The sequence below is a fragment of the Burkholderia sp. BCC0044 genome (assembly GCF_902832955.1).
Lineage (GTDB): Bacteria > Pseudomonadota > Gammaproteobacteria > Burkholderiales > Burkholderiaceae > Burkholderia.
Genome location: NZ_CADFDO010000003.1, coordinates 587,374 through 606,347, shown reverse-complemented (window position 1 = coordinate 606,347; position 18,974 = coordinate 587,374). Strand labels below are relative to the sequence as shown.

The 18,974-nt window shown below is 68.2% G+C and carries 17 protein-coding genes; 10 read left to right on the top strand and 7 right to left on the bottom strand.

Annotation, left to right across the window (positions count from 1 at the left end; genetic code table 11):
* Positions 1-125 precede the first annotated feature (125 nt).
* Both HWX14_RS19770 and HWX14_RS19765 read right to left on the bottom strand, forming a co-directional pair.
* On the bottom strand, positions 126-3,128 hold the full coding sequence (locus HWX14_RS19770) for an ATP-binding protein (protein WP_175884099.1): 3,003 nt from the start codon (positions 3,126-3,128) through the stop codon (positions 126-128).
* 169 nt (positions 3,129-3,297) lie between these two features.
* A complete protein-coding gene (locus tag HWX14_RS19765) occupies positions 3,298-4,089 on the bottom strand; it encodes a winged helix-turn-helix domain-containing protein (RefSeq protein ID WP_244130272.1) in 792 nt (263 codons plus the stop codon).
* Positions 4,090-4,480: 391 nt separating this feature from the next.
* Between HWX14_RS19765 and HWX14_RS19760 the strand changes: the two genes are divergently transcribed.
* The 7 genes from HWX14_RS19760 to HWX14_RS19730 all read left to right on the top strand — a co-directional run bounded on the left by HWX14_RS19760 (position 4,481) and on the right by HWX14_RS19730 (position 10,549).
* Positions 4,481-5,929, top strand: coding sequence for an ATP-binding protein (locus HWX14_RS19760; protein ID WP_175884097.1), 1,449 nt, complete (start codon positions 4,481-4,483; stop codon positions 5,927-5,929).
* Positions 5,926-6,570: a response regulator gene (locus HWX14_RS19755; protein ID WP_175884096.1), complete on the top strand. Its 645-nt coding sequence runs from the start codon at positions 5,926-5,928 to the stop codon at positions 6,568-6,570. Before HWX14_RS19760 ends, HWX14_RS19755 begins: the two co-directional genes overlap by 4 nt.
* Before the next feature lie 107 nt (positions 6,571-6,677).
* Positions 6,678-7,394, top strand: a complete 717-nt coding sequence (locus tag HWX14_RS19750) for an outer membrane beta-barrel protein (RefSeq protein WP_175884095.1) — start codon at positions 6,678-6,680, stop codon at positions 7,392-7,394.
* A gap of 53 nt (positions 7,395-7,447) precedes the next feature.
* Positions 7,448-7,921, top strand: coding sequence for a hydroxyisourate hydrolase (locus tag HWX14_RS19745; protein ID WP_175884094.1), 474 nt, complete (start codon positions 7,448-7,450; stop codon positions 7,919-7,921).
* A 34-nt stretch (positions 7,922-7,955) separates the two neighbouring features.
* On the top strand, positions 7,956-8,291 hold the full coding sequence (gene uraH, locus HWX14_RS19740; protein ID WP_175884093.1) for a hydroxyisourate hydrolase: 336 nt from the start codon (positions 7,956-7,958) through the stop codon (positions 8,289-8,291).
* A gap of 232 nt (positions 8,292-8,523) precedes the next feature.
* Positions 8,524-9,513 (top strand): serine protease, encoded by a 990-nt coding sequence (locus HWX14_RS19735; protein WP_175884092.1) that lies wholly within the window; start codon positions 8,524-8,526, stop codon positions 9,511-9,513.
* Between the two features lie 364 nt (positions 9,514-9,877).
* Positions 9,878-10,549 carry a MarC family protein gene (locus HWX14_RS19730; protein WP_175884091.1) on the top strand — a complete coding sequence of 224 codons (672 nt, stop codon included), beginning with the start codon at positions 9,878-9,880 and terminating at the stop codon, positions 10,547-10,549.
* A gap of 71 nt (positions 10,550-10,620) precedes the next feature.
* Here the strand turns inward: HWX14_RS19730 and HWX14_RS19725 are convergent, their stop codons facing one another.
* From HWX14_RS19725 to HWX14_RS19715, 3 genes are all read right to left on the bottom strand, one after another.
* Positions 10,621-11,109 (bottom strand): heme-binding protein, encoded by a 489-nt coding sequence (locus tag HWX14_RS19725; protein WP_175884090.1) that lies wholly within the window; start codon positions 11,107-11,109, stop codon positions 10,621-10,623.
* 204 nt (positions 11,110-11,313) lie between these two features.
* On the bottom strand, positions 11,314-12,180 hold the full coding sequence (locus HWX14_RS19720) for an ion transporter (protein ID WP_175884089.1): 867 nt from the start codon (positions 12,178-12,180) through the stop codon (positions 11,314-11,316).
* A gap of 92 nt (positions 12,181-12,272) precedes the next feature.
* Complete coding sequence (locus HWX14_RS19715) at positions 12,273-13,235, bottom strand: LysR substrate-binding domain-containing protein (RefSeq protein ID WP_175884088.1); 963 nt, start codon at positions 13,233-13,235, stop codon at positions 12,273-12,275.
* A 156-nt stretch (positions 13,236-13,391) separates the two neighbouring features.
* On the opposite strand from HWX14_RS19715, the gene HWX14_RS19710 reads away from it, so the two are divergent.
* From HWX14_RS19710 to HWX14_RS19700, 3 genes are all read left to right on the top strand, one after another.
* A complete protein-coding gene (locus HWX14_RS19710) occupies positions 13,392-14,561 on the top strand; it encodes a M20 aminoacylase family protein (protein ID WP_175884087.1) in 1,170 nt (389 codons plus the stop codon).
* A 77-nt stretch (positions 14,562-14,638) separates the two neighbouring features.
* Entirely contained in the window at positions 14,639-15,433 is a 795-nt protein-coding gene (locus HWX14_RS19705; protein WP_175884086.1) for an ABC transporter substrate-binding protein, read from the top strand.
* 55 nt (positions 15,434-15,488) lie between these two features.
* Complete coding sequence (locus tag HWX14_RS19700; RefSeq protein WP_175884085.1) at positions 15,489-16,673, top strand: porin; 1,185 nt, start codon at positions 15,489-15,491, stop codon at positions 16,671-16,673.
* Positions 16,674-16,831: 158 nt separating this feature from the next.
* Here the strand turns inward: HWX14_RS19700 and HWX14_RS19695 are convergent, their stop codons facing one another.
* Both HWX14_RS19695 and HWX14_RS19690 read right to left on the bottom strand, forming a co-directional pair.
* Positions 16,832-17,641, bottom strand: coding sequence for a TlpA disulfide reductase family protein (locus HWX14_RS19695; RefSeq protein ID WP_175884084.1), 810 nt, complete (start codon positions 17,639-17,641; stop codon positions 16,832-16,834).
* A 576-nt stretch (positions 17,642-18,217) separates the two neighbouring features.
* The gene (locus HWX14_RS19690; protein WP_175884083.1) at positions 18,218-18,808 is read right to left on the bottom strand and encodes a DUF4410 domain-containing protein; all 591 of its coding nucleotides are present in this window, start codon (positions 18,806-18,808) and stop codon (positions 18,218-18,220) included.
* Positions 18,809-18,974 lie beyond the last annotated feature (166 nt).

Genomic DNA, 18,974 nt, shown 5'->3' with positions numbered 1-18,974 from the left:
GCTGATTCGAGATAGCGTCTTTGTAGGCCCAGTCCTACAGGCGTGCGATGCTCTCGCCGGCGTGGTCCGAACGTCAGGTAGGGAGAGAGAAAAAGACCGACCGGCGAGCGCCGGTCGCGCCGTGTTCAGCCAGACGGTGTGTGCGTCGCGCGCCGTTGAAGCGCTTCACGCGCAAGACGTTCCACATGCGCCAACTGCGCGTCGAAAGCGCTCAAGTCGCCACCATGAATGGCCGCCTGCAACACGCCGACCGCATCGGCCACGTCATGTTCGTGAATCGTCGCAAACGCCCCGCGCAGCGAATGGAGTTCGTGCCGCAACGCGGCCACGTCATCGCGCGCTTTCGCATTGCGAATCCCCGCCAGCGATTGCGCGAGGCTCGTTTCCAGCAGCTTGTGCACGTCCGGCGGCAACGGCCCTTCCGCGAGATCGATGAGCGCGCGCCGGGCCGGCGCCTGTGCGGCGGCCGCATGCGCATACCGCCGCACGGTGCGATCGATCGTGTCGAGCAGCACGGGCTTCACGAGCACCGACACGATCCCCGCTTCCGCGCACCGCGCATGCTCGGTCGCGCTCGCATGCGCGGTGACGGCGACGATCGGCAGCTCCGGATACTGCGCACGCAGCACGCGTGCGAGCGTATAGCCGTCCATGCCGGGCATGTTCAGGTCGGTCATCACGAGGTCGTAGCGCGTATCGGCACAGCGCCGCAGCGCCGACGCGCCTTCCTCGGCCGCATCCGCCGCATAGCCGAGCGTGACGAGCTGCCCCTGCAGCAGCGTGCGGTTCACCGGATGATCGTCGACCACCAGCACGCGCGCGCTCACGCTGGGCAGCGCGCCGTCGTCGGCGAGCGCCGCGTCGTGCTCGGCCACCTGCGCGTCGCTGGCCGCCCGCATCGGCAACGTGACGACGAACGTGCTGCCCTTGCCAGGCGCGCTCTTCACTTCGACCGCACCGTGCATCATCTGCGTGAGCTGCTTCGTCAGCGCGAGTCCGAGGCCCGTGCCGCCGTAACGGCGCGTGATCGACGTATCGGCCTGCGTGAACGGGCGGAACAGCGCCGCGCGCTGCGCGTCGGTCATGCCGATGCCGGTATCGCTGACGCCGATCGCGATCGGCGAATCGGGGTTCGTGTCGTCGCGCAGATACACCTCGAGCGTCACTTCGCCGTGATTCGTGAACTTGATCGCGTTGCCGAGCAGGTTCGCGGCGATCTGCCGGATGCGCGTCGGGTCGCCGAGATAGCGCGACGCCAGCGCGTCGTCGACGAACACGTCGAACTGCAAGCCCTTCGCTGCGGCGAGCGGTTCGAACATCGCGCCGGTCTGCCGGATCGTCTCCGCGAGATCGAACGGAATCGCCTCGATCGTCATCTGGCCGGCCTCGATCTTCGACAGGTCGAGGATGTCGTTGATCAGCTCGAGCAGCACCGACGACGCGCCTTCGACCGTCTGCAGCCGCTCGCGCTGCGACTCGGCGAGCGGCTCGCGGCCGATCAGTTCGAGATTGCCGAGGATCGCGTTCAGCGGCGTGCGGATCTCGTGGCTCATCGTCGCGAGGAACGCGGATTTCGCGTCGTTCGCGGCGTCGGCGGCGCGCGCCGCTTCGTCGAGCCGGCGCTCGATGTTCTTCTGCGACGTGATGTCGGAGAAGTTGCACAGCACGACGTCCATGTCGTGAAAGCGCGTGCGCACGAGGTTGACGAGCAGGTCGACCGCTTCGCCGCCGACGGTGGGCAGCGTCACGTGCAGATCGGGTTGCCACGCGGCGGCGGCCGGCGAACGGTCGAAGCGTTCGAGCAGCCGCGCCGGCAATGAAGGTTCGCCCGCGCGGCGCGCATCGTAGTCGCGCATCGTGTCGTTTTGCAGCAGTACCGCGCCGTCGGCGAGCGACAGCAGCGCGATGCCGGACGGCGCCGCCTCGACGATCGTCCGGTTCAGGTTCTCGCTGTCGATCACGCGCCGCGTGCGCGCGTCGTCGGGTTTCAGCACGCGGCGGTCGAAACGCACCAGCAGCCACCACACGAGCGCGATCACCGCGAACATGATCGCGACGTACCAGCCCGCGCGCAGGCCGATCGTCGCGAGCAGCGAGCGCAGCGTGAACGCCTGCACGAGCGTCCAGTCGGTTTCGGCGATCGGCTGGCTCAGCGAGAACAGCCCATCGCCGAACGCGGTGCGCGGCCCGCCGCGGCGGACGGCTTCGCGCGTATGCGCGCCGAGCCGCTCGACGGCCGCGCGGGTGGTGTCGTCGTCGGCCGCGGTGCCGGCGCGCAGCAGCGTGCGTCCGTGCGCGTCGACGATGATCGCCGAATCGGCCGTGTCGCCCGTCGCGAGGCGGGCGCACAGCACGTCGACCGGCACCGTCGACAGGAACACCGCGCGCGGCACCTGCATGTCGTAGACGGCGCCGGCGATCCGGAACACGTCGCGCCGCTGCACCGGATCGTAGACGGGCGGATGCCATTCGTATTGCCCGGGCGGCGGCGTCGCGATGCCGGCGGCGACTTTGTCGACCAGCGTGGCTGCATCGGTGGCGGGCGACGCGGTGAGCGGATCGGGCGGCACCGGTTCGGGAATGACGACCGCAAAGCTGCGGTCGGGGCGATACACGTAGCCCGCGATCGAGCGATCGGCGTCGTGCTTCGCGACGTACGCGCCGACGCGATAGCTCATGTCGCTCGCCATCGCCAGGTCGTGCGCGTAGTTGCCGGCCGGGTGCGCGGGCGACAGGTCGGCCAGCACGAGCGTCGGCGGGAAAGTCGGGCTGCCCTGGATGATCAATCGGCCATGGCCGGCCGCGAGCGCGGCCACGCGTGCCGGATCGGTCGCACGGGAATTCCACACGGCTTCGTCGTGCGTGACGAGCGTATCCATGCCCGTCGTGCGCATCTTGAATTCGATCTGGACGAGGAACTGGCGGACCGCGAAGGTCGTATAGCGCGCCTGGATCGCCTCGCGCGCCATCGTGTACAGCATCAGGCCGCTCGCGAGCAGGATCGCGACCGTCACGGCCGCGCCGCCGGCATAGAGCAGCGCGCGCTGGCGGCGGCCGACGCGGGTGGGCGCGGCAGGCGCGGGCGCGGCGGCGGAGCGGGCGGGATCGGGTGCGGCGCGGTGGTCCATCGGGAGCGGGCGGTCGGCCAGAGTGCCCCCATGATAATGGAGTCCGATCAGCGCGCAATGGGGCCTGTCAGGGTTGCGGGGGGCGGCGAGTCGACCGGGCGACGCACGTGCGGCGCAGGCGCGCGACTGGCGACCGCGCGAGCCCGCAGGATTCCCGATGCGCCGCCGGCTATTGCCGCGCCGCGTCTTCCTCCGCGGGCTCCGCACCCGGCTCGCACGTGACGAGCCGATAGCCGAATCCGTACATCGTCATCATCTTCACGCCGTGCCGGCCGTCGAGTTCGAGCCGGTCGCGCAGATACGCGACGTGCGTGTCGAGCCGCCGGCTCGTCGATGCGACGAGCGACCCCCACACAAGCTGGCTCATGTGCGCACGGTCGAGTGCGCGGCCCATGTTCAGGAAGAACGCGGTCGCGATCTGGAAGTGCTTCTCGGTCAGCACGTGCTCGCGGCCCGCGACGTTCACGCTGCGCGCGGCCGTGTCGAATTCGAACGCGCCGATGCGCCAGTGGCGATGATGGGTCGCACGATGATGCGACCAGCGCAGCCAGGTCGCGATGCTGGCGATCAACGTGTCCGGCGCCACGGTGTACGGATGGTGCTCGTTCGCGCCGGCGACGAAACACGCGGAGCGCGCGAGCTCGGCGTCGCGCTGGCTGATCGACACGATCGCCACGGTGCCGGCGAACCGCGCGCGCAGCGCACGGATCGCGTCCGTCGTGCGGCGGCACGCCGTTTCGCACTGGACGATGAAGAGATCGAACGCGCGCGTGTCGCAGGCCGCGAGCAGGTCGGGCAGATACTCGAAGCGCGACGGCCGGTAGCCGGCGCGGCGCAGGATGTCGTCGATGCGCAGGCGGTCGTAGCCGTAACCGGCGCGACGCAGCCGATCGTCGAACGTGCCGCGGCTCGGATGGTCGATCGTCAGGATCGCGACGGCGGTGGAAGGGGCGTCGGTCACGATGCGATCGCACCGGGCGTGCGCGAATGAGGAGAGGAGAGCGCGATCATGGCCGGACAGGTTCCGGGCAGGTAGCGGCGTGACGCCGTCCAAAAAAAGTCCCGCCGGGGGCGGCGGGAAAAGGGTATCGACTATGGAGCCTGGACTCCAGGAGGCCACGGAGAACAAGCAAGCCGATTGTGGTGCGTCCGGTGCGTGAAGAACATCAGCCCAGTCTGAAATTCGCGCCGTGCGATCCGTGCCGCAGCGGTTTGGGACTGGGCTGACATCCGGCATAACCGGATTCGGACCACGGGCCGGGTCGATTTGCCGACAATGACGGCAACCCGGCGCCGGGTGCGGCAATCGTTGCGTGTTGCACACCGGCGCGCTTTCCGGCTTGCCATCGAACATGAAACCGTCTTTCCGAATCGCCGCGCTGGCCGCGTGGCTCGCGCTGAGCCTCGCCGGCACCGCGTTCGTCATCTCGCGCGCCGTGTCCGACGCGTACGGCCGCTTCTTCCAGGATTCGAGCATCACGATCCGCCTGCTCGCGCAGAAGGCCGCGCAGCACGAGGCGATTCTCGCGACGCTCGGCGCGTCGTCGCTGGCCGCGCCGCCCGCGCACATGCTCGACAACCTGCGCGAGCGGATGCCGCAGCTCGACGGGCTCGCTTACTGGCGGCCCGGCGTGGGCTGGCAGACCGACGGCGGGCCGGCGCCCGACGCGCTGCCGCAGCAGCGGCCCGGCAAGCCGTTCACGCTCGCGTTCGACGGCCCGGCCGCGTACTGGCTCATCGCGGGGACGGGCTGGGCCGTGCGCGTCGATCCGCGCAGGATGTTGCAGCCGGGCGATTGGTCCACGGCGATTTCGTCGGCGGCGCTGGAATTGCGCGACCGCCGCGTCGAGTTGCTGCAGCGCATGAGCGGCGACGCGACACCGTTGTGGACGATGCATCTCGAGAAACACCTGCCCGCGCAGCCGCAGGCGTTCGTGCTGCGCACCACGCGCACGCTGACGGCCGCCGATTTGCCGTGGCTGCCGATCGCGCTGTGGAACGCGGTGGCGGCGCTGCTCGCGGCGGGCGCGCTCGGCGCGTGGCGGCTGCGCGAGGCGCGGCGGCGCGAGGATGCGCGTGCGCGCCTCGACCGCTTCGGCCGGCTCGACACCTTCGGCGAAATGGCGGCCGGCCTCGCGCACGAGCTGAACCAGCCGCTGACCGCGATCGTCAGCCACACGCGGGCGGCCGAGCGCCTGCTCGATCAGCCGGCCGAGCGCGACAGCGTGCGCCGCGCGCTGCAGACGAGCGTCGCGCAGGCGAAGCGCGCGGCGGCGATCCTGGAACGCATGCGCGACGCGGTGACCACCGCGCATGGCGGCGAACGTCGCCCGCTCGATCCCGATGCGATCATGAATACGCTGCTGTTTCTGTACCGCGACGACTGCGCGCGCGAGCACATCGCGCTCGGCTGGCACAACGCGGCGGCGCGCGAGCGGCCGTTCGCCGAGCCGATCGCGGTCGAGCAGATCCTGCACAACCTGATCCAGAACGCGCGCGACGCGCTGGCGGGCGCTGGTGTCGGTGTTGGCACATCGCGTGGCGAAATCCGCATCAGCGGCGCGCGCGTCGGCCGGCTTTATCGCTTCAGCGTGACCGACAACGGCCCCGGCGTGCCGGAAGACGCGCTGCCGCGCCTGTTCGAGCCGTTCTTCACGACGCGGGCGCGCGGGCTCGGTCTGGGACTGCCGCTGTGCGACACGCTCGCGCAGCGCCAGGACGGCACGCTGACGGTGCGCAATCTGCCGTCGGGAGGCGTAGAGGCTGCATTGCTGCTGCCGCTGGCCGGGGAGGCCGCATGAACGATTCGCTTCAATCTGCTTCAATGCGCGCCGCGTCCGTCGTCGCGATCGTCGATGACGACGAAGCCGTGCGCGACGGCCTCGCGTTGCTGCTGCGCACAGTCGGCGTGCCGACGCGCTGCTATGCGGACGCATCGGCCTTCCTTGCCGATGCCGACGACGCGGCGCTCGGCTGCGTGCTGCTCGACATCCGGATGCCGGGCATGAGCGGCCTCGATGCGCTCGACGAGCTACGCGCGCGGCGCGACCTGCCGGTGATCGTGATGACCGGCCACGGCAACGTCGACGCATGCCGGCGCGCGTTCAAGCGCGGCGCGCTCGATTTCCTGCGCAAGCCGGTGGACGACGACGAGTTGATCGACACGGTGCAGCAGGCGCTGCGCCGGCAGGCCGCGCAACGCGGCCAGGACGACGCCGACCAGACCCGCGCGGCCCGCCTCGCGACGCTCAGCACGCGCGAGCGCGAGGTGCTGGACGGGATCGTGCGCGGCGGGAGCAACAAGGAGATCGCCCGCGCGCTCGGGCTGTCGCCGCGCACGGTCGAGACGTATCGCGCGAACGTGTTCGACAAGCTGCGGGCCGCGTCGCTGGTCGAGCTCGTGCGCGATTACGCGGCGCTCGCGGGCGGCTCGCCTCCGTAGCGCTACGGAGGCGCAACCCGTAGCCGAACGGGTTCAACGATCGCGGCGCGATTCCTACGATGACGGCTTCTCCGACCCGTCATTCATCGTCAAGGATTCGATTCATCATGATCAAGCGCTTTGCCCTGCCGTCCACGCTCGCCCTGCTGTTCTCGGGCGCCGCCTTTGCCGATACCGTCGCCGCACCGGAAACGAAGAAGACCGCCGACGCGGGCGACGCCGGCTACTACGCGACGGGCCGCGTCATCGGCGCGTTCGACAACGCGGTGAACATGGAGCTGACGAGCCCACGCGTCGCGAGCCGCGTCGGCGGCCCGGAGACGGGCTCGAACGTCACCGGCTCGCTCGGCCTCGGCTACCAGTTCGGCAACGGCTGGCGCGCGGAAGGCGAATACGTGTTCAAGCGCACCAACAACTTCACCAGCTACTGGGCGCCGTTCGACGCGAACGCGAACGAATTCCATGTGTCGGCGCAGCGCCTGATGCTGAACGGCTACAAGGACTTCGACCTCGGCCGTGGCTTCTCCGTGTACGGCACGCTCGGCATCGGTGTCGCGATCGTGTCGGCCGACGGCTGGCAGACCAACGATACGCGCCGCTTTGCGTCGAAGACGCAAACCAACCTCGCGTACTCGGCCGGCGCGGGCGTCAGCTACGCGATCAACAAGCGCTTCTCGATCGACCTCGGGTATCGCTATGTCGACATGGGCAACGTCGAAACCGGCTTCAACACGTTCGCGAACCGCATCAACTCGCGCGACGAACAGTTGAAGTCGAAGCTGTCGTCGAACGAAGTGTTCATCGGCCTGCGCGGCCGGTTCTGATGAATGGACGAACGGGCAGGCCGTCGGCGGGCCCGCGTGAGGAGGCTGAGCGCATGAAGGACGTAATCGATTCAGGGCGGCGCAAGCTCGTGCTGGCGACGGCCGCGCTGGCCGCGGTGCCCGCGTGGGCGGCCGACGCGCAGCCGGCGCCGGGCCATGCGCGCGGTGTGCGGCGCGCCGCGTCGCCCGACCTGACAGTGCGGATCGTCGACATGCTGCACGGCGTCGCGGCGGAAGGGATGCGCGTCGAGCTGTCGCGGGTCGACGGCGCGCACGGCGTGCCGCTGCATACCGCCACCGTCGATGCGCGCGGCGGCACCGGCGCACCGCTGCTGGCCGGCGACGCGTATCGCGCGGGGACGTACACGTTGATGTTGCACGTCGGCGAGTACTTCCGCGCCCGCGGCGTGCAGTCGCCGTTCCTCACGGTCGTGCCGATCCGGTTCCGGATCGCGCGCGCCGACGAGCGGCTGCATCTTCCAGTGCAGTTCGGGCCGTGGAGCTACACGGTGTATCGCGGCACATGACGCACGCGGCTGCGCAACCGCGAAAGGACACGACATGACAGGCATCAGCACGCACGTGCTCGATATCGCGAGCGGCCAGCCGTTGGTCGGCGTGCGCATCGAGCTGTACGACATGGGCGAGACGCCGCCGCTGCTCGTCGCGCGCGCGGCCAGCAACGCGGACGGCCGCAACGACGCGCCGATGCTCGACGGCGACCTCGCGCGCCGCGGCGACTTCGAGCTGCGGTTTCATCTCGGCGAATACTTCAGGGAGGCGGATGCGTTGCTGGACGTCGTGCCGGTGCGCTTCACGGTGACCGACCCGGCGCAGCACTATCACGTGCCGCTGCTGTGTTCGCCGTGGTACGTGTCGACGTATCGCGGCAGTTGAACGGTCGATGGACGGTGCGAGGGCGCACGGGTTCGACGCAGGGCTCGCGCGAGGAGACGCCGTCCGTTCGACCTCCCGGGCACGGGTAGGACCAGGCTGACCGCCGTATCGGACCGAAGGTGACGCAGTCCGATTTACCGGGACCGGTGCGACGGCGATACTCGGAGCCATTCGTTCAACTACGGGAGCACGGATTGCCGCGGCGGATGTCGCGCAATGCGTCGTCGACATCATGAGCATGCAGGACATCACCGGGCATTACGCGATTCCGCTCGCGCATCCGTTCTCGGATGTGCCGCCGCCGTACGGCCGGCGACGCCGACCGTTCGTGGCGAGCCGACGCGCGCGGCAACACGTGTTCGATATCTACGGCGTGCCTCGCGTGCCGGCACCCGCGGCTGGCGGCGGCAACGTCGCCAAGGCCGCGCGGACGGTCAAGGTCGTGCGCGCGACCGACTTCGGCTCCGACAACCGCGCGTGGGTGCGCCCGCATCCGCTGCGCCGCCGCTGGCGGCTCACGCTGATGGCGTGCGCGCTGTTCGGCGCGACGTGCATCCTCGCGACGCATCTGGTCGACGAGCGCCAGCACGCGGCCGAGCATGACGCGGTTTATTCGGCGGCGATCGCCGCCGCGCCGACGGAAGTCGCGCGGGCGACCGGCCACGCCGCGGAAGTCGCGATCGTGCGGGCGGATCGGGCGGCGCCGACGGATGCGCAGATGAAGGCTGCCGCGACGGTGGTAGCGGAAACCGCGTCCGCGGAAGCGCGCGCGTTGCACGTCGCGGGTAGCGGGTCGGCGGGTGAGCCGGTGGCGGTGGCGATGGCGGTCGCGTCGAATGCCGTCGTCGCGGAAGCCGCGGCACCGCGTGCCGATCGTGGATCGTCGGCGCGCAAGCCGGAGGCGATGGCCGCGGCGCGGCCGGCGGCGAAGTCTGTTGCGGCGCCGCGCGGCAAGGCGGCGCGTCAGGCGGGCGCGAACGCGCCTGCCGCGCAACATGCTGCGACTGCGGCACGCGGTGCGACGCCGCATTCGCAGCAGGCGGCCCGTTCGGCCGATACGCCGCCGGCCACGCCGGTATCGAGTTCGGCCCAGGCCGTCGGCATGACCGCCGCCGAGTTCACGCAATGGCTCGCCGCGACGCGCGATACGTCGCGACCGGCCGCGGGCGGCACCGATCTGTCGGTCGAGCTGCCGAGTCATACGCGGTTGATCGAGCAATGATGCGTCGATGCCGGGCAGGCGGCACTCGGCCGAATCGATGTGCGGAAAGTTCTCCTCTCTTGAGCGGCCGCTCGTTCCGACCGGCCGCATTTTTTTTGCACGCATCGCATGGCCGCCGGCGCGTGATCGTGACGTCGCACAACGTTGTCCTGCAACATCGATGGATCTCACTGCACGCCACGCGCGACGTGCATGCAGAATCAGACCCGACTGATTCCCTTCCCGGCCCACATTCCCGACAATTCAGTTTCTGCGGCCCGGCATACCCCCGTGTGCCGGATCATGGAGATATCTCCTCTTCGCGGCCGGTCGTCTCGACTGGCCGCTTTTTTATTCCCGTTCGTTACCGGAGAGCACGATCGCGATGCAGCTCGACCGCCTGATCCCTGAAATCCTGTTCGGCTTCACGGGCCTGATCGGCATCATCAACCCGTTCGGCATGGCGTTCGTGTTTCTCGAACGCACGCAATCGCTGACCGAAGCCGAGCGCGCGATCCTGTCGAAACAGCTTGCGATGAACGTGTTCTTTACGCTGCTCGTGATCTTCTTCGTCGGCGCGCCGGTGCTGAACTTCTTCGGGATCTCGATGGAGGCGCTGCGGATCGGCGGCGGCTTCGCGGTGGCGGTGGCCGGCTGGTCGATGCTGAACGCGCCGGACGTCCCGGCCGGCGGCGACGTCGCCATGCACGGCGACGACCTGCAGAAGCTGATGTCGCGCGCGTTCTTTCCGCTGACGGTGCCGCTGACGATCGGCCCCGGCTCGATCGCGGCCGGCATCGCGCTGCATGCCAATCGTGCGCATACGGCGAGCGATTACCTGGTGTCGGGCGTCGTGTCGGTGGCGGTCGCGGCGCTCGTCGCGTTCGCGATCTGGCAGATCTACAGCCGCGCGACGACACTCGCGCGCTATCTCGGCAGCGAAGGGACGAAGGTCGCGATGCGCGTGTCCGCGTTCCTGCTGCTGTGCGTGGGCGTGCAGATCATGCTGACGGGATTGGCCGCGTTCGTGCAGATGGTGGGCGGGCAGGCGGGGTGAGAAGCGGGCGCTTTCACGGTTTGTGTCGGCGCCCGATAAAAAAGCCGCTCCATCAGGGAGCGGCCGGTTCGTTACATCAACTTCGCTTGTACCCGTGTAATCCCCTGCAGCGCACATGCTTCGTCGAGATGCCCGCCCGGCGCACCACCGACACCCACGGCGCCGATCACTTCGTCGCCGGCCTTGATCGGCACGCCGCCGCCGAGCACCAGGAAGCCGTCGATGGCCATCATCTGCGCGGCGGCCGGGTTCTTCTGCAGGTTCGTGGCCAGCGTGCCGGTCGGCGTTTTCGTCGACAGCGCGGTATAGGCCTTGCGCTTCGACGCATCCACGGTATGCAGCCCCGCGTTGTCGCCGCGCAGCACCGCGCGTTCGATACCGCTGCGGTCAACCACCGTGACCGTCACGTCGTAGCCGCTGGCCGAGCATGCCTGGATCGTTTGCTGCGCGATGTCGGCGGCGAGATTCAACGGCAGGTTTTTTTCGTGAAGCACCTGGGCGGAAGCGGCGGTCGTCAGCGTGGCGGCGACGAGCGTCGCGAGGGTAGCGCGAATGATCATGTGAACTCCTCGATGAAATGACGGATGCGAGCGGGGCATTGGGCGGGCGGTTTCATGCGAACTTTCATGAAAACCGCCGGCGATTGCGACCGATGCGCAGGCCGTTACGGCCCGGAGCGATCGGTCGCGGCCGTCCGCTCGATGAGTTCAGTGTCGGCCAGCGGGAAGGGAAGCTGAATAGGACAGGGCTTATTCTTGCCGCGGCTATCGCGCGTCGCGGCCTTTGGCGAGCGCGCTGCCGTGCGCATGAGTATCCGCCCCACCTTCCACGGGAAGCGCGCCACCGCAATGCGGGCAGCACGGCCCGTCGCCGTCGGCAGGCCGCGCGTTCGCCCTGTTGCGCTCCAGCGCCGATGCAACCAGCTCCGCGCCCATGATCCCGGTCGGAAACGCGATGATCCCGTAGCCGAGCAGGATCGCGCACGACGTGATCAGCCGGCCGAGCGGCGTGACGGGCGTCAGGTCGCCGTAGCCGGTCGTGCTCATCGTCACCGCCGCCCAGTAGACGCCCACCGGAATGCTCGTGATTCCGTGCTCCGGCCCTTCGACCAGAAAGATCACGGTACCGAGAATCACGACGAGCACGAACATCCCGCCGATGAACACGAAGATCTTGCGCCGCGCGCGCGTGAGCGCCCGGATCAGCATCTGCCCTTCCTCGAGATAGATCGACAGCCCGAGGATGCGGAACACGCGCAGCAAGCGCAGCAGCCGCACGTCGATCAGCGCGTGCAGGCCGGGGAAGAAGAACGCGAGATAGGTCGGCAGCACCGACACGAGATCGACGATACCGAAGAAGCTGCGCGCATACGCGGCCGGCTTCCTCGCGGTGCAGAGGCGCAGCAGGTACTCGGCGGAAAACAGCAGCGTGAACGCCCATTCGGCTGCATAGAGCGCGTGGCCGTATTGCTGGTGCAGCTCCTGCACGCTGTCGGCCATCACGACCAGCACGCTCGCGACGATGAGCGCGAGCACCGCGATGTCGAGCTTGCGCAGGAACGAGGGGCGGCGCGCGACATGCGTGACGGCCTCGCGCGCCGTATCGAAGGAGGACTGGATCAGCGAAATCATGGGCCCGAGTGTACGGACCGCCTATCGCCGGGCCTATCGGACGAGTCTGATTCGAGCCTGAGCCGGAACGCAGCCAGCCGCCGCGCGTGCGGTCAGATCAGCAGCGTGAGCGTGTGAAACAGCGCGAGATCCTCCTTGCGCGCCGAGCGCGCATGCTGGCGGATCACGTGCAACAGGCAGTCGATGAAGCAACGCGCGGCGTCGCCGAGCGTGCTGCTGCGCCGCGTGACGATGCCGAGCTCGCTCGGCTCGAAGGTCTCCTTCAACGGCAGCACGCGCATCCGCTCGCCGAACGGCGGCACCGCGGCGAGGATCGTCGGGCACCACGTGCACATGCCGGCCTGTTCGAGCATCGTCTGCAACATCGCGACCGATTGCGCGCGCACGATGCGCCGTTCGTCGATCCGCGCGCCGTGCCGCGTGAACAGATAGTCGATCAGCGCGGCCTGGCCGTCGGCCGACGAATTCAGCACCCAGTCGCAGTCGAGCAGGTCGTGCACCGACGTCGCGCGTTCGCGCGGATGCCCGGCGCGCACCATCACCGACGTGTCGTAGCGCAGCAGCGGCTCGAACGCGAATTCATGCGCGCCGTTGCCGGGCTGCACGTGGCCGAGCGCGAAATCCATGCTGCCGTCGCGCAGCAGCGGTTGCGCGACGGCCATCAGCGCTTCATAGAGTTCCAGGCGGACGTCGGGCATCCGCTCGCGAAACAGCAGCACGGTTTCGGCGAGGAACGTCATCGTCAGCCACGGCGTGACGCCGACGCTCAGCCGCCCCTCGACCCGCCCGCGCATCCGTTCGAGATCGCTCTGCGCATGCTCGAGCTGCTTGAGCACGAGCTTCGCGTGCGTGAGCAGCGTCTTCCCGTAGTCGGTGAAGCCGATGCCTTCCGGGGCGCGCACCAGCAGCGGCAGGCGCTCGCTGGCCTCCAGCTCGCGCAGCGCGCGCGTGACGGCCGCCTGCGACAGCCCGAGCGTGCGCGCCGCGCCGCGGATGCTCCCGGCTTCCGCGCTCGCGACGAGCGCCTGCAACTGATGCAGCTTGATCGTGCTCATGGTGCGGGGTGGTGTGAGAGGGTACGAAACCCGACAACGAAAGGTTGTCATCATAACGAAACTGCGGCTGTTCGCCGGTTTTTTCGTTGCCTACGATCTCGCCACGATCCGCCATTCCGGCGATCGGCAACCGGCATGTATCGAGGAGTATCCGGAGTGGATCGAGCACGTATTTCGCCTGAAATGGCGGCCATCGAGGCGGAGATGATCGCGCTGCGCCGCCGGCTGCACGCGCATCCGGAGCTGGGTTTCGAGGAACACGCGACCAGCGCGCTCGTCGCCGATTGCCTGACAACATGGGGTTATCAGGTCACGCGCGGCGTCGGCGGCACCGGCGTGGTCGGCACGCTCGCGCGCGGCGCCGGAAAGCGGCTCGGGCTGCGCGCCGACATGGATGCGTTGCCGATCCACGAGACGACCGGGCTGCCGCATGCGAGCCGGCACGACGGCGTGATGCATGCGTGCGGCCACGACGGCCACACGGCGATGCTGCTCGCGGCGGCGCGTTGCCTGGCCGAGCGGGGGCGCTTCACCGGCACGCTGAACCTGATTTTCCAGCCGGCCGAGGAAGGGCTCGGCGGCGCGAAGCGGATGCTCGACGATGGGCTGTTCACGCGTTTCCCGTGCGATGCCGTGTTCGCGATGCACAACGTGCCGGGCCTGCCGGCCGGCGTGCTCGGCTTCTGCGACGGCCCCGCGATGGCGTCGGCCGACGAGGTGCGCGTGCGCGTGATCGGGCGCGGCGGCCATGGTGCGGCGCCGCACACGACGATCGATCCGGTGGTGGTCTGCGCGTCGATCGTGATGGCGTTGCAGACGATCGTGTCGCGCAACGTGAATCCGCAGGAGCTGGCGATCGTGTCGACCGGCTCGATCCACGCGGGCACTGCGTCGAACGTGATTCCGCCCCATGCGGATCTCGAACTCAGCGTGCGCGCGCTGTCGGCGGACGTGCGTGCGCTGCTCGAACGGCGCATCCGCACGATCGTGCACGGCCACGCCGACAGCTATGGCGCGACGGCCGAGATCGACTATCGCTACGGCTATCCGGTGCTCGTCAACCATGCGGCGGAAACGGCGTTCGCGCGGGACGTCGCGTGCGAATGGGGCGGCGACGACGCGCTGATCCCGCATCTGCGGCCGATCGCGGCGAGCGAGGATTTCGCGTTCATGCTCGACGCGTGCCCGGGCAGCTACCTGTCGATCGGCAACGGCGACGGTGCGGCCGGCTGCGGACTGCACAACCCCGGCTACGATTTCAACGACGCATGCGTCGCGATCGGGGCGAGTTACTGGATCGCGCTCGCGGAGCGCTACCTCGCGTGAGCCGGACAGACGGATAAACGGGCACACGAGCACACGGATTCGATTCACCTTCAACGACGGAAACAAGGAGACGGGCAATGAAACCATGGATGGCCGCGCTCGCGGTGGCGCTGACGGCAACGACGATCGCAGGGGCCGCGTACGCAGGTGACTGGACGGGCAAGGAGATCCGCCTCGCGGTCGATCCGACCTATCCGCCGCTCGAATACAAGCAGCCCGACGGCACGCTGACGGGCTTCGGGATCGATATCACCAACGCGTTGTGCGCGGAGCTGCATGCGCGCTGCGTGTGGGTCGAGTCGAGTTTCGACGGAATGATTCCGGGGCTGCTCGCGCGCAAGTTCGACGTGATCGCGTCGTCGATGACGATCACGCCGAAGCGCATGCAGCAGATCGCGTTCACGAACCGGATCTCGAATGCGCCGGCGCGGCTGGTCGCGCGCAAGGGTTCGCCGCTGCTGCCGACGGCCGCGTCGCTGAAGGGCAAGCGGGTCGGCGTCGAGCAGGGCTCCGCGCAGGCCGACTATGCGATCGCGAACTGGCAGCCGGCCGGCGTGCAGATCGAGTCGTACCAGAACCAGGACCAGGTGTACGCCGATCTCGTGACGGGGCGGCTCGACGCGGCGTTCCAGGCGTCGATCGCGGCCAGCGACGGCTTCCTGAAGAAGCCGCAGGGCAAGGACTTCATGTTCGTCGGCGCGGCGATCGACGACGCGAAGTACTTCGGGCAGGGCGACGGCCTCGGTCTGCGCAAGCAGGACACCGACCTGCGCGACGCGTTCAATCGTGCGCTGGCGACGATCCTCGCGAACGGCACTTATCAGCGGATCAACCGCAAGTACTTCGACTTCGACATCTACGGCGCGAAGTAAGCGGCGCCGCATCGTAGCGAGCGGGTGGGGATCATCCAATCAATAAGGAAAACGAATGAACTGGAGATTGTTTTTCGTCGCGATGCCGGCACTGTGTGCGGCACCGGCCATTGCGCAAAGCAGCGTCACGCTGTACGGGCTGATCGATGCGGGCATCGACTATACGAACAACGTCGGCGGCCACGGCGCGTGGCAGATGGCGAGCGGCTTCGCGCAGGGCAGCCGCTGGGGGCTGAAGGGCACCGAGGATCTCGGCGGCGGCTACAGTGCGCTGTTCCAGATCGAGAGCGGTTTCAACGTGAATAGCGGCACGCTCGCGCAGGGCGGCCGGATGTTCGGGCGGCAGGCTTACGTCGGGCTCGGCAGCACGCGCTTCGGCACGCTGACGCTCGGCCGGCAATACGACGCGGTCGTGGATTACCTCGCGCCGACGACCGCGAACGGCAGCTGGGGCGTCTATCCGTTCTCGCATCCGCTCGACAACGACAACACCGGCAACACGTTCCGCATGAACAACACGGTCAAGTACGCGAGCCCGGATTTTGGCGGCTTCTCGTTCGGCGGCACGTACAGCTTCAGCAACGACACCGGATTCGCGAACAACCGGCAATGGAGCGTCGGCGCGCAGTACGAGCAGGGCGGCCTGCTCGTTGGCGCCGCGTTCCTGAATGCGGACAACCCGGGCGCGACGGCCGGCGGCGCGATCGCGGGCGCGGGGTCCGTCGGCGCGGATGCGAACTTCGCGTCGGCGAGATTGCGGATTTTCGGCGCGGGCATCAACTACACCGCAGGGGCCGCGACGGTCGGGTTCGCGTATACGAACAGCAACGTCACGCGGCCGACCGCAAACGTCGGCTACCTGTTCGGCGACGAGACGATCGAACCGGTGACGGGGCCGCTCGCGGGCGGCACGGTCACGGCGATCAAGTACCAGAACTTCGAAGTGAACGGCAAGTATCAGTTCACGCCGGCGTTCTTCGTCGGTGCGCAGTACGTGTACACGACCGTGCGCTACGACGCGACCACGGGCAGCGCGAAACCGAAGATCCATTCGATCGGGCTGATGGCCGACTACACCCTGTCCAAGCGCACCGACGTCTACCTGATGGGCGCGTACCAGCGGATCGCCGGCGACGCGACCGGCTCGTCGCTCGATCAGGCCTATATCCCGGGGGCGGCCGACCTGTCGTCGACGTCGAAGCAACTGATGGTGCATGCGGGGATTCGGCACAAGTTCTGACGGCGTGACGCGGGGAAGTCGGCGACCGGCATCGCGCAGGGCGCGGCCGGTCGCCGGCTATCGGTGGACGGACGTGTAGGATTCGGGCGCCTGCGGGGCCGACGTGTCACGCGGCCGATATCGATGATGCGGCGCGGCTTCCCGTCATCCGACGGGCGTTACTGCCCGAAGCGTTGCGTGACGGCGTCCTTCAGCCGCGCGGCGGTCAGCTCGCCCATGTGCGATTCGACGAGTTCGCCTTTCGCGTTGAAGAACAACGTGGTCGGCAACCCGCGCGAACCATATGCGTGCATCGCGTGCAGCGAAGGATCGAGCAGCACGTGATCGAAGCGCAGGCCTTGCTGTTCGAGGAACGCGCGCACGGTTTGCGCGTTTTCTCCCTGGTTGAGCATCAGTACCGTGATGCCCGGATGGTCGCGCTGCGCCTGTTCGAGGATCGGCATCTCGCGGCGGCACGGCGCGCACCACGTCGCCCACAGGTTCACGACGACCGGCTTGCCGACGAAGCTTGCCGGCAACACGGGCGTCGAATCGAGCGCCTGGAGCGGCATCGCGGCAAGCGGCGGCGCGCTTTGCTGCAACGTCGCCAGCGTGCCTTGCGCGATGCCCCACGCGCCGAGGCCCGCGACGATGCCGGCCAGCACCGGCCGACGCAGCGCGGGCAGGCGGCGCAGGCGCCAGCCGGCGAACACCAGCGCGGCCGCGATGCCGATGCGTGCGTCGAAGCCGCCGTCGCCGAGCGCGACGATCGCGCGCGGCGATGCCGTATAGTCCGGCCACCATTGCGCGACGTAACCGACCCGCGCGGCAATCAGCCCGAGCAGCAGCACGTCGAGGATCAGGCTCGACGCGGTCTTGTGATGCCCGTCCGGCGGGCGGCGCTGGATGACGCGCGCGACGAGCCACGCCAGCAGCGCGGCGACGGCTACTGCAACGACGCGGATCGAGAAGGGACCGATGCTCAGCATGAAATAGGAAGAATGGACGTGATCGAGCGGGGCAGAAGACGGGATGATGCGCCGCGGCGATGAAGCCGTCGACGGTCGTGCGGCGTTTCGACCGGTTGCCGCGTATGGGGGTTCCCTTCGGGAACGTAACGGCGTATTGCGGATTGCGACAGGTGCGCGGGTCGCTCGGGCATGCATGACGTTCACGCCGACGTGCAGCGAATCAGACCGGTCTGATGGTCAACGGCATACCGTTCATCAACAATACGCTGGCCGGTCTGGTGTGGTGTCCGCCGGTATCCCGCCAGGGATCTCTCCTTGACGGCCGCTCCACTCGCGAGCGGCCGCTTTTTCATCGTCGTGCATGCGCGCGTGAATGCCTTGGGGCGGTCGGTGGGTGCGGCCGCACGTCGATATATATCGGTTCGTTCAACGGAACGGGAACGCTGCCTGATGCGAGCGCCGGGCATTCACTCGCGCATTGCATGACGCATGACGCCCGGTTCGCGACCGGCGAGGCCGGTCGCTGGCGGCGGCACAGGGTCCGCCGCCATGGCCCGACGGGCCGCGCATCCGCGATCCGTCGGGCGTCGGGTCTTACAGCTTCTTCGACGCTGCCTGTGCCGCGTCGCCTTGCGTTGCCGCGGTCGCCGGATCGAGCGTCGCGAGCGTCTTCTCGGTGAATTTCTCGTACAGCCAGTCCATGCGCATGCTATCGATGCCGGCGATACCGCCGAGCGCATACGACGCCGACACCTTGAAGCGGTCGACCGGATGATTGTCGGCATCGGTGAGCGTGACGGTGCCGTCGACGTAGTCGCTGCCGGCCATGAAGCCGAACATGACGGCCGAGAAACTCGAGCGCACGCGAATGCCGGTGACTTCGACATTCAGGTGCATCGCATCGGTTGCATCCGCTTTGGCCAGCAGCTTGCGTGCGTCCAGCGCGCTTTCGATTTTCTCCTGCAGCTTCTTCGCGTCGAACTTCAGGTTGTCTTTCAACGCTTCCTGCGCGGCGTTGTCGAGCGTGACTTTCACGATTACGGGCTGTTTGCCGAATGGGGTCGTCGAGGCGGTCACGGCGGCCCCGGCCGGATCGCTGGCGTCGCGCGTCACGCTGCTGGCGCAGCCCGACAGGAAGCCGATCGTCACGAATGCCAGCGCGGCATGGCGGATAAGAGATTTCATGATTTGGTCTTTTAATTGAGGTTATTTGAATGGGCACTGTGGCCGAGCGGGAATTTAACACGGAGCGTCCGATTCAGATCGTCGAATATCTCGAAAATCGATTCGGTGTCTATCCCGCGCGATTTTGTTTTTGTCGGCGAAATGGGCGCACCGGGATTTTCCTTAT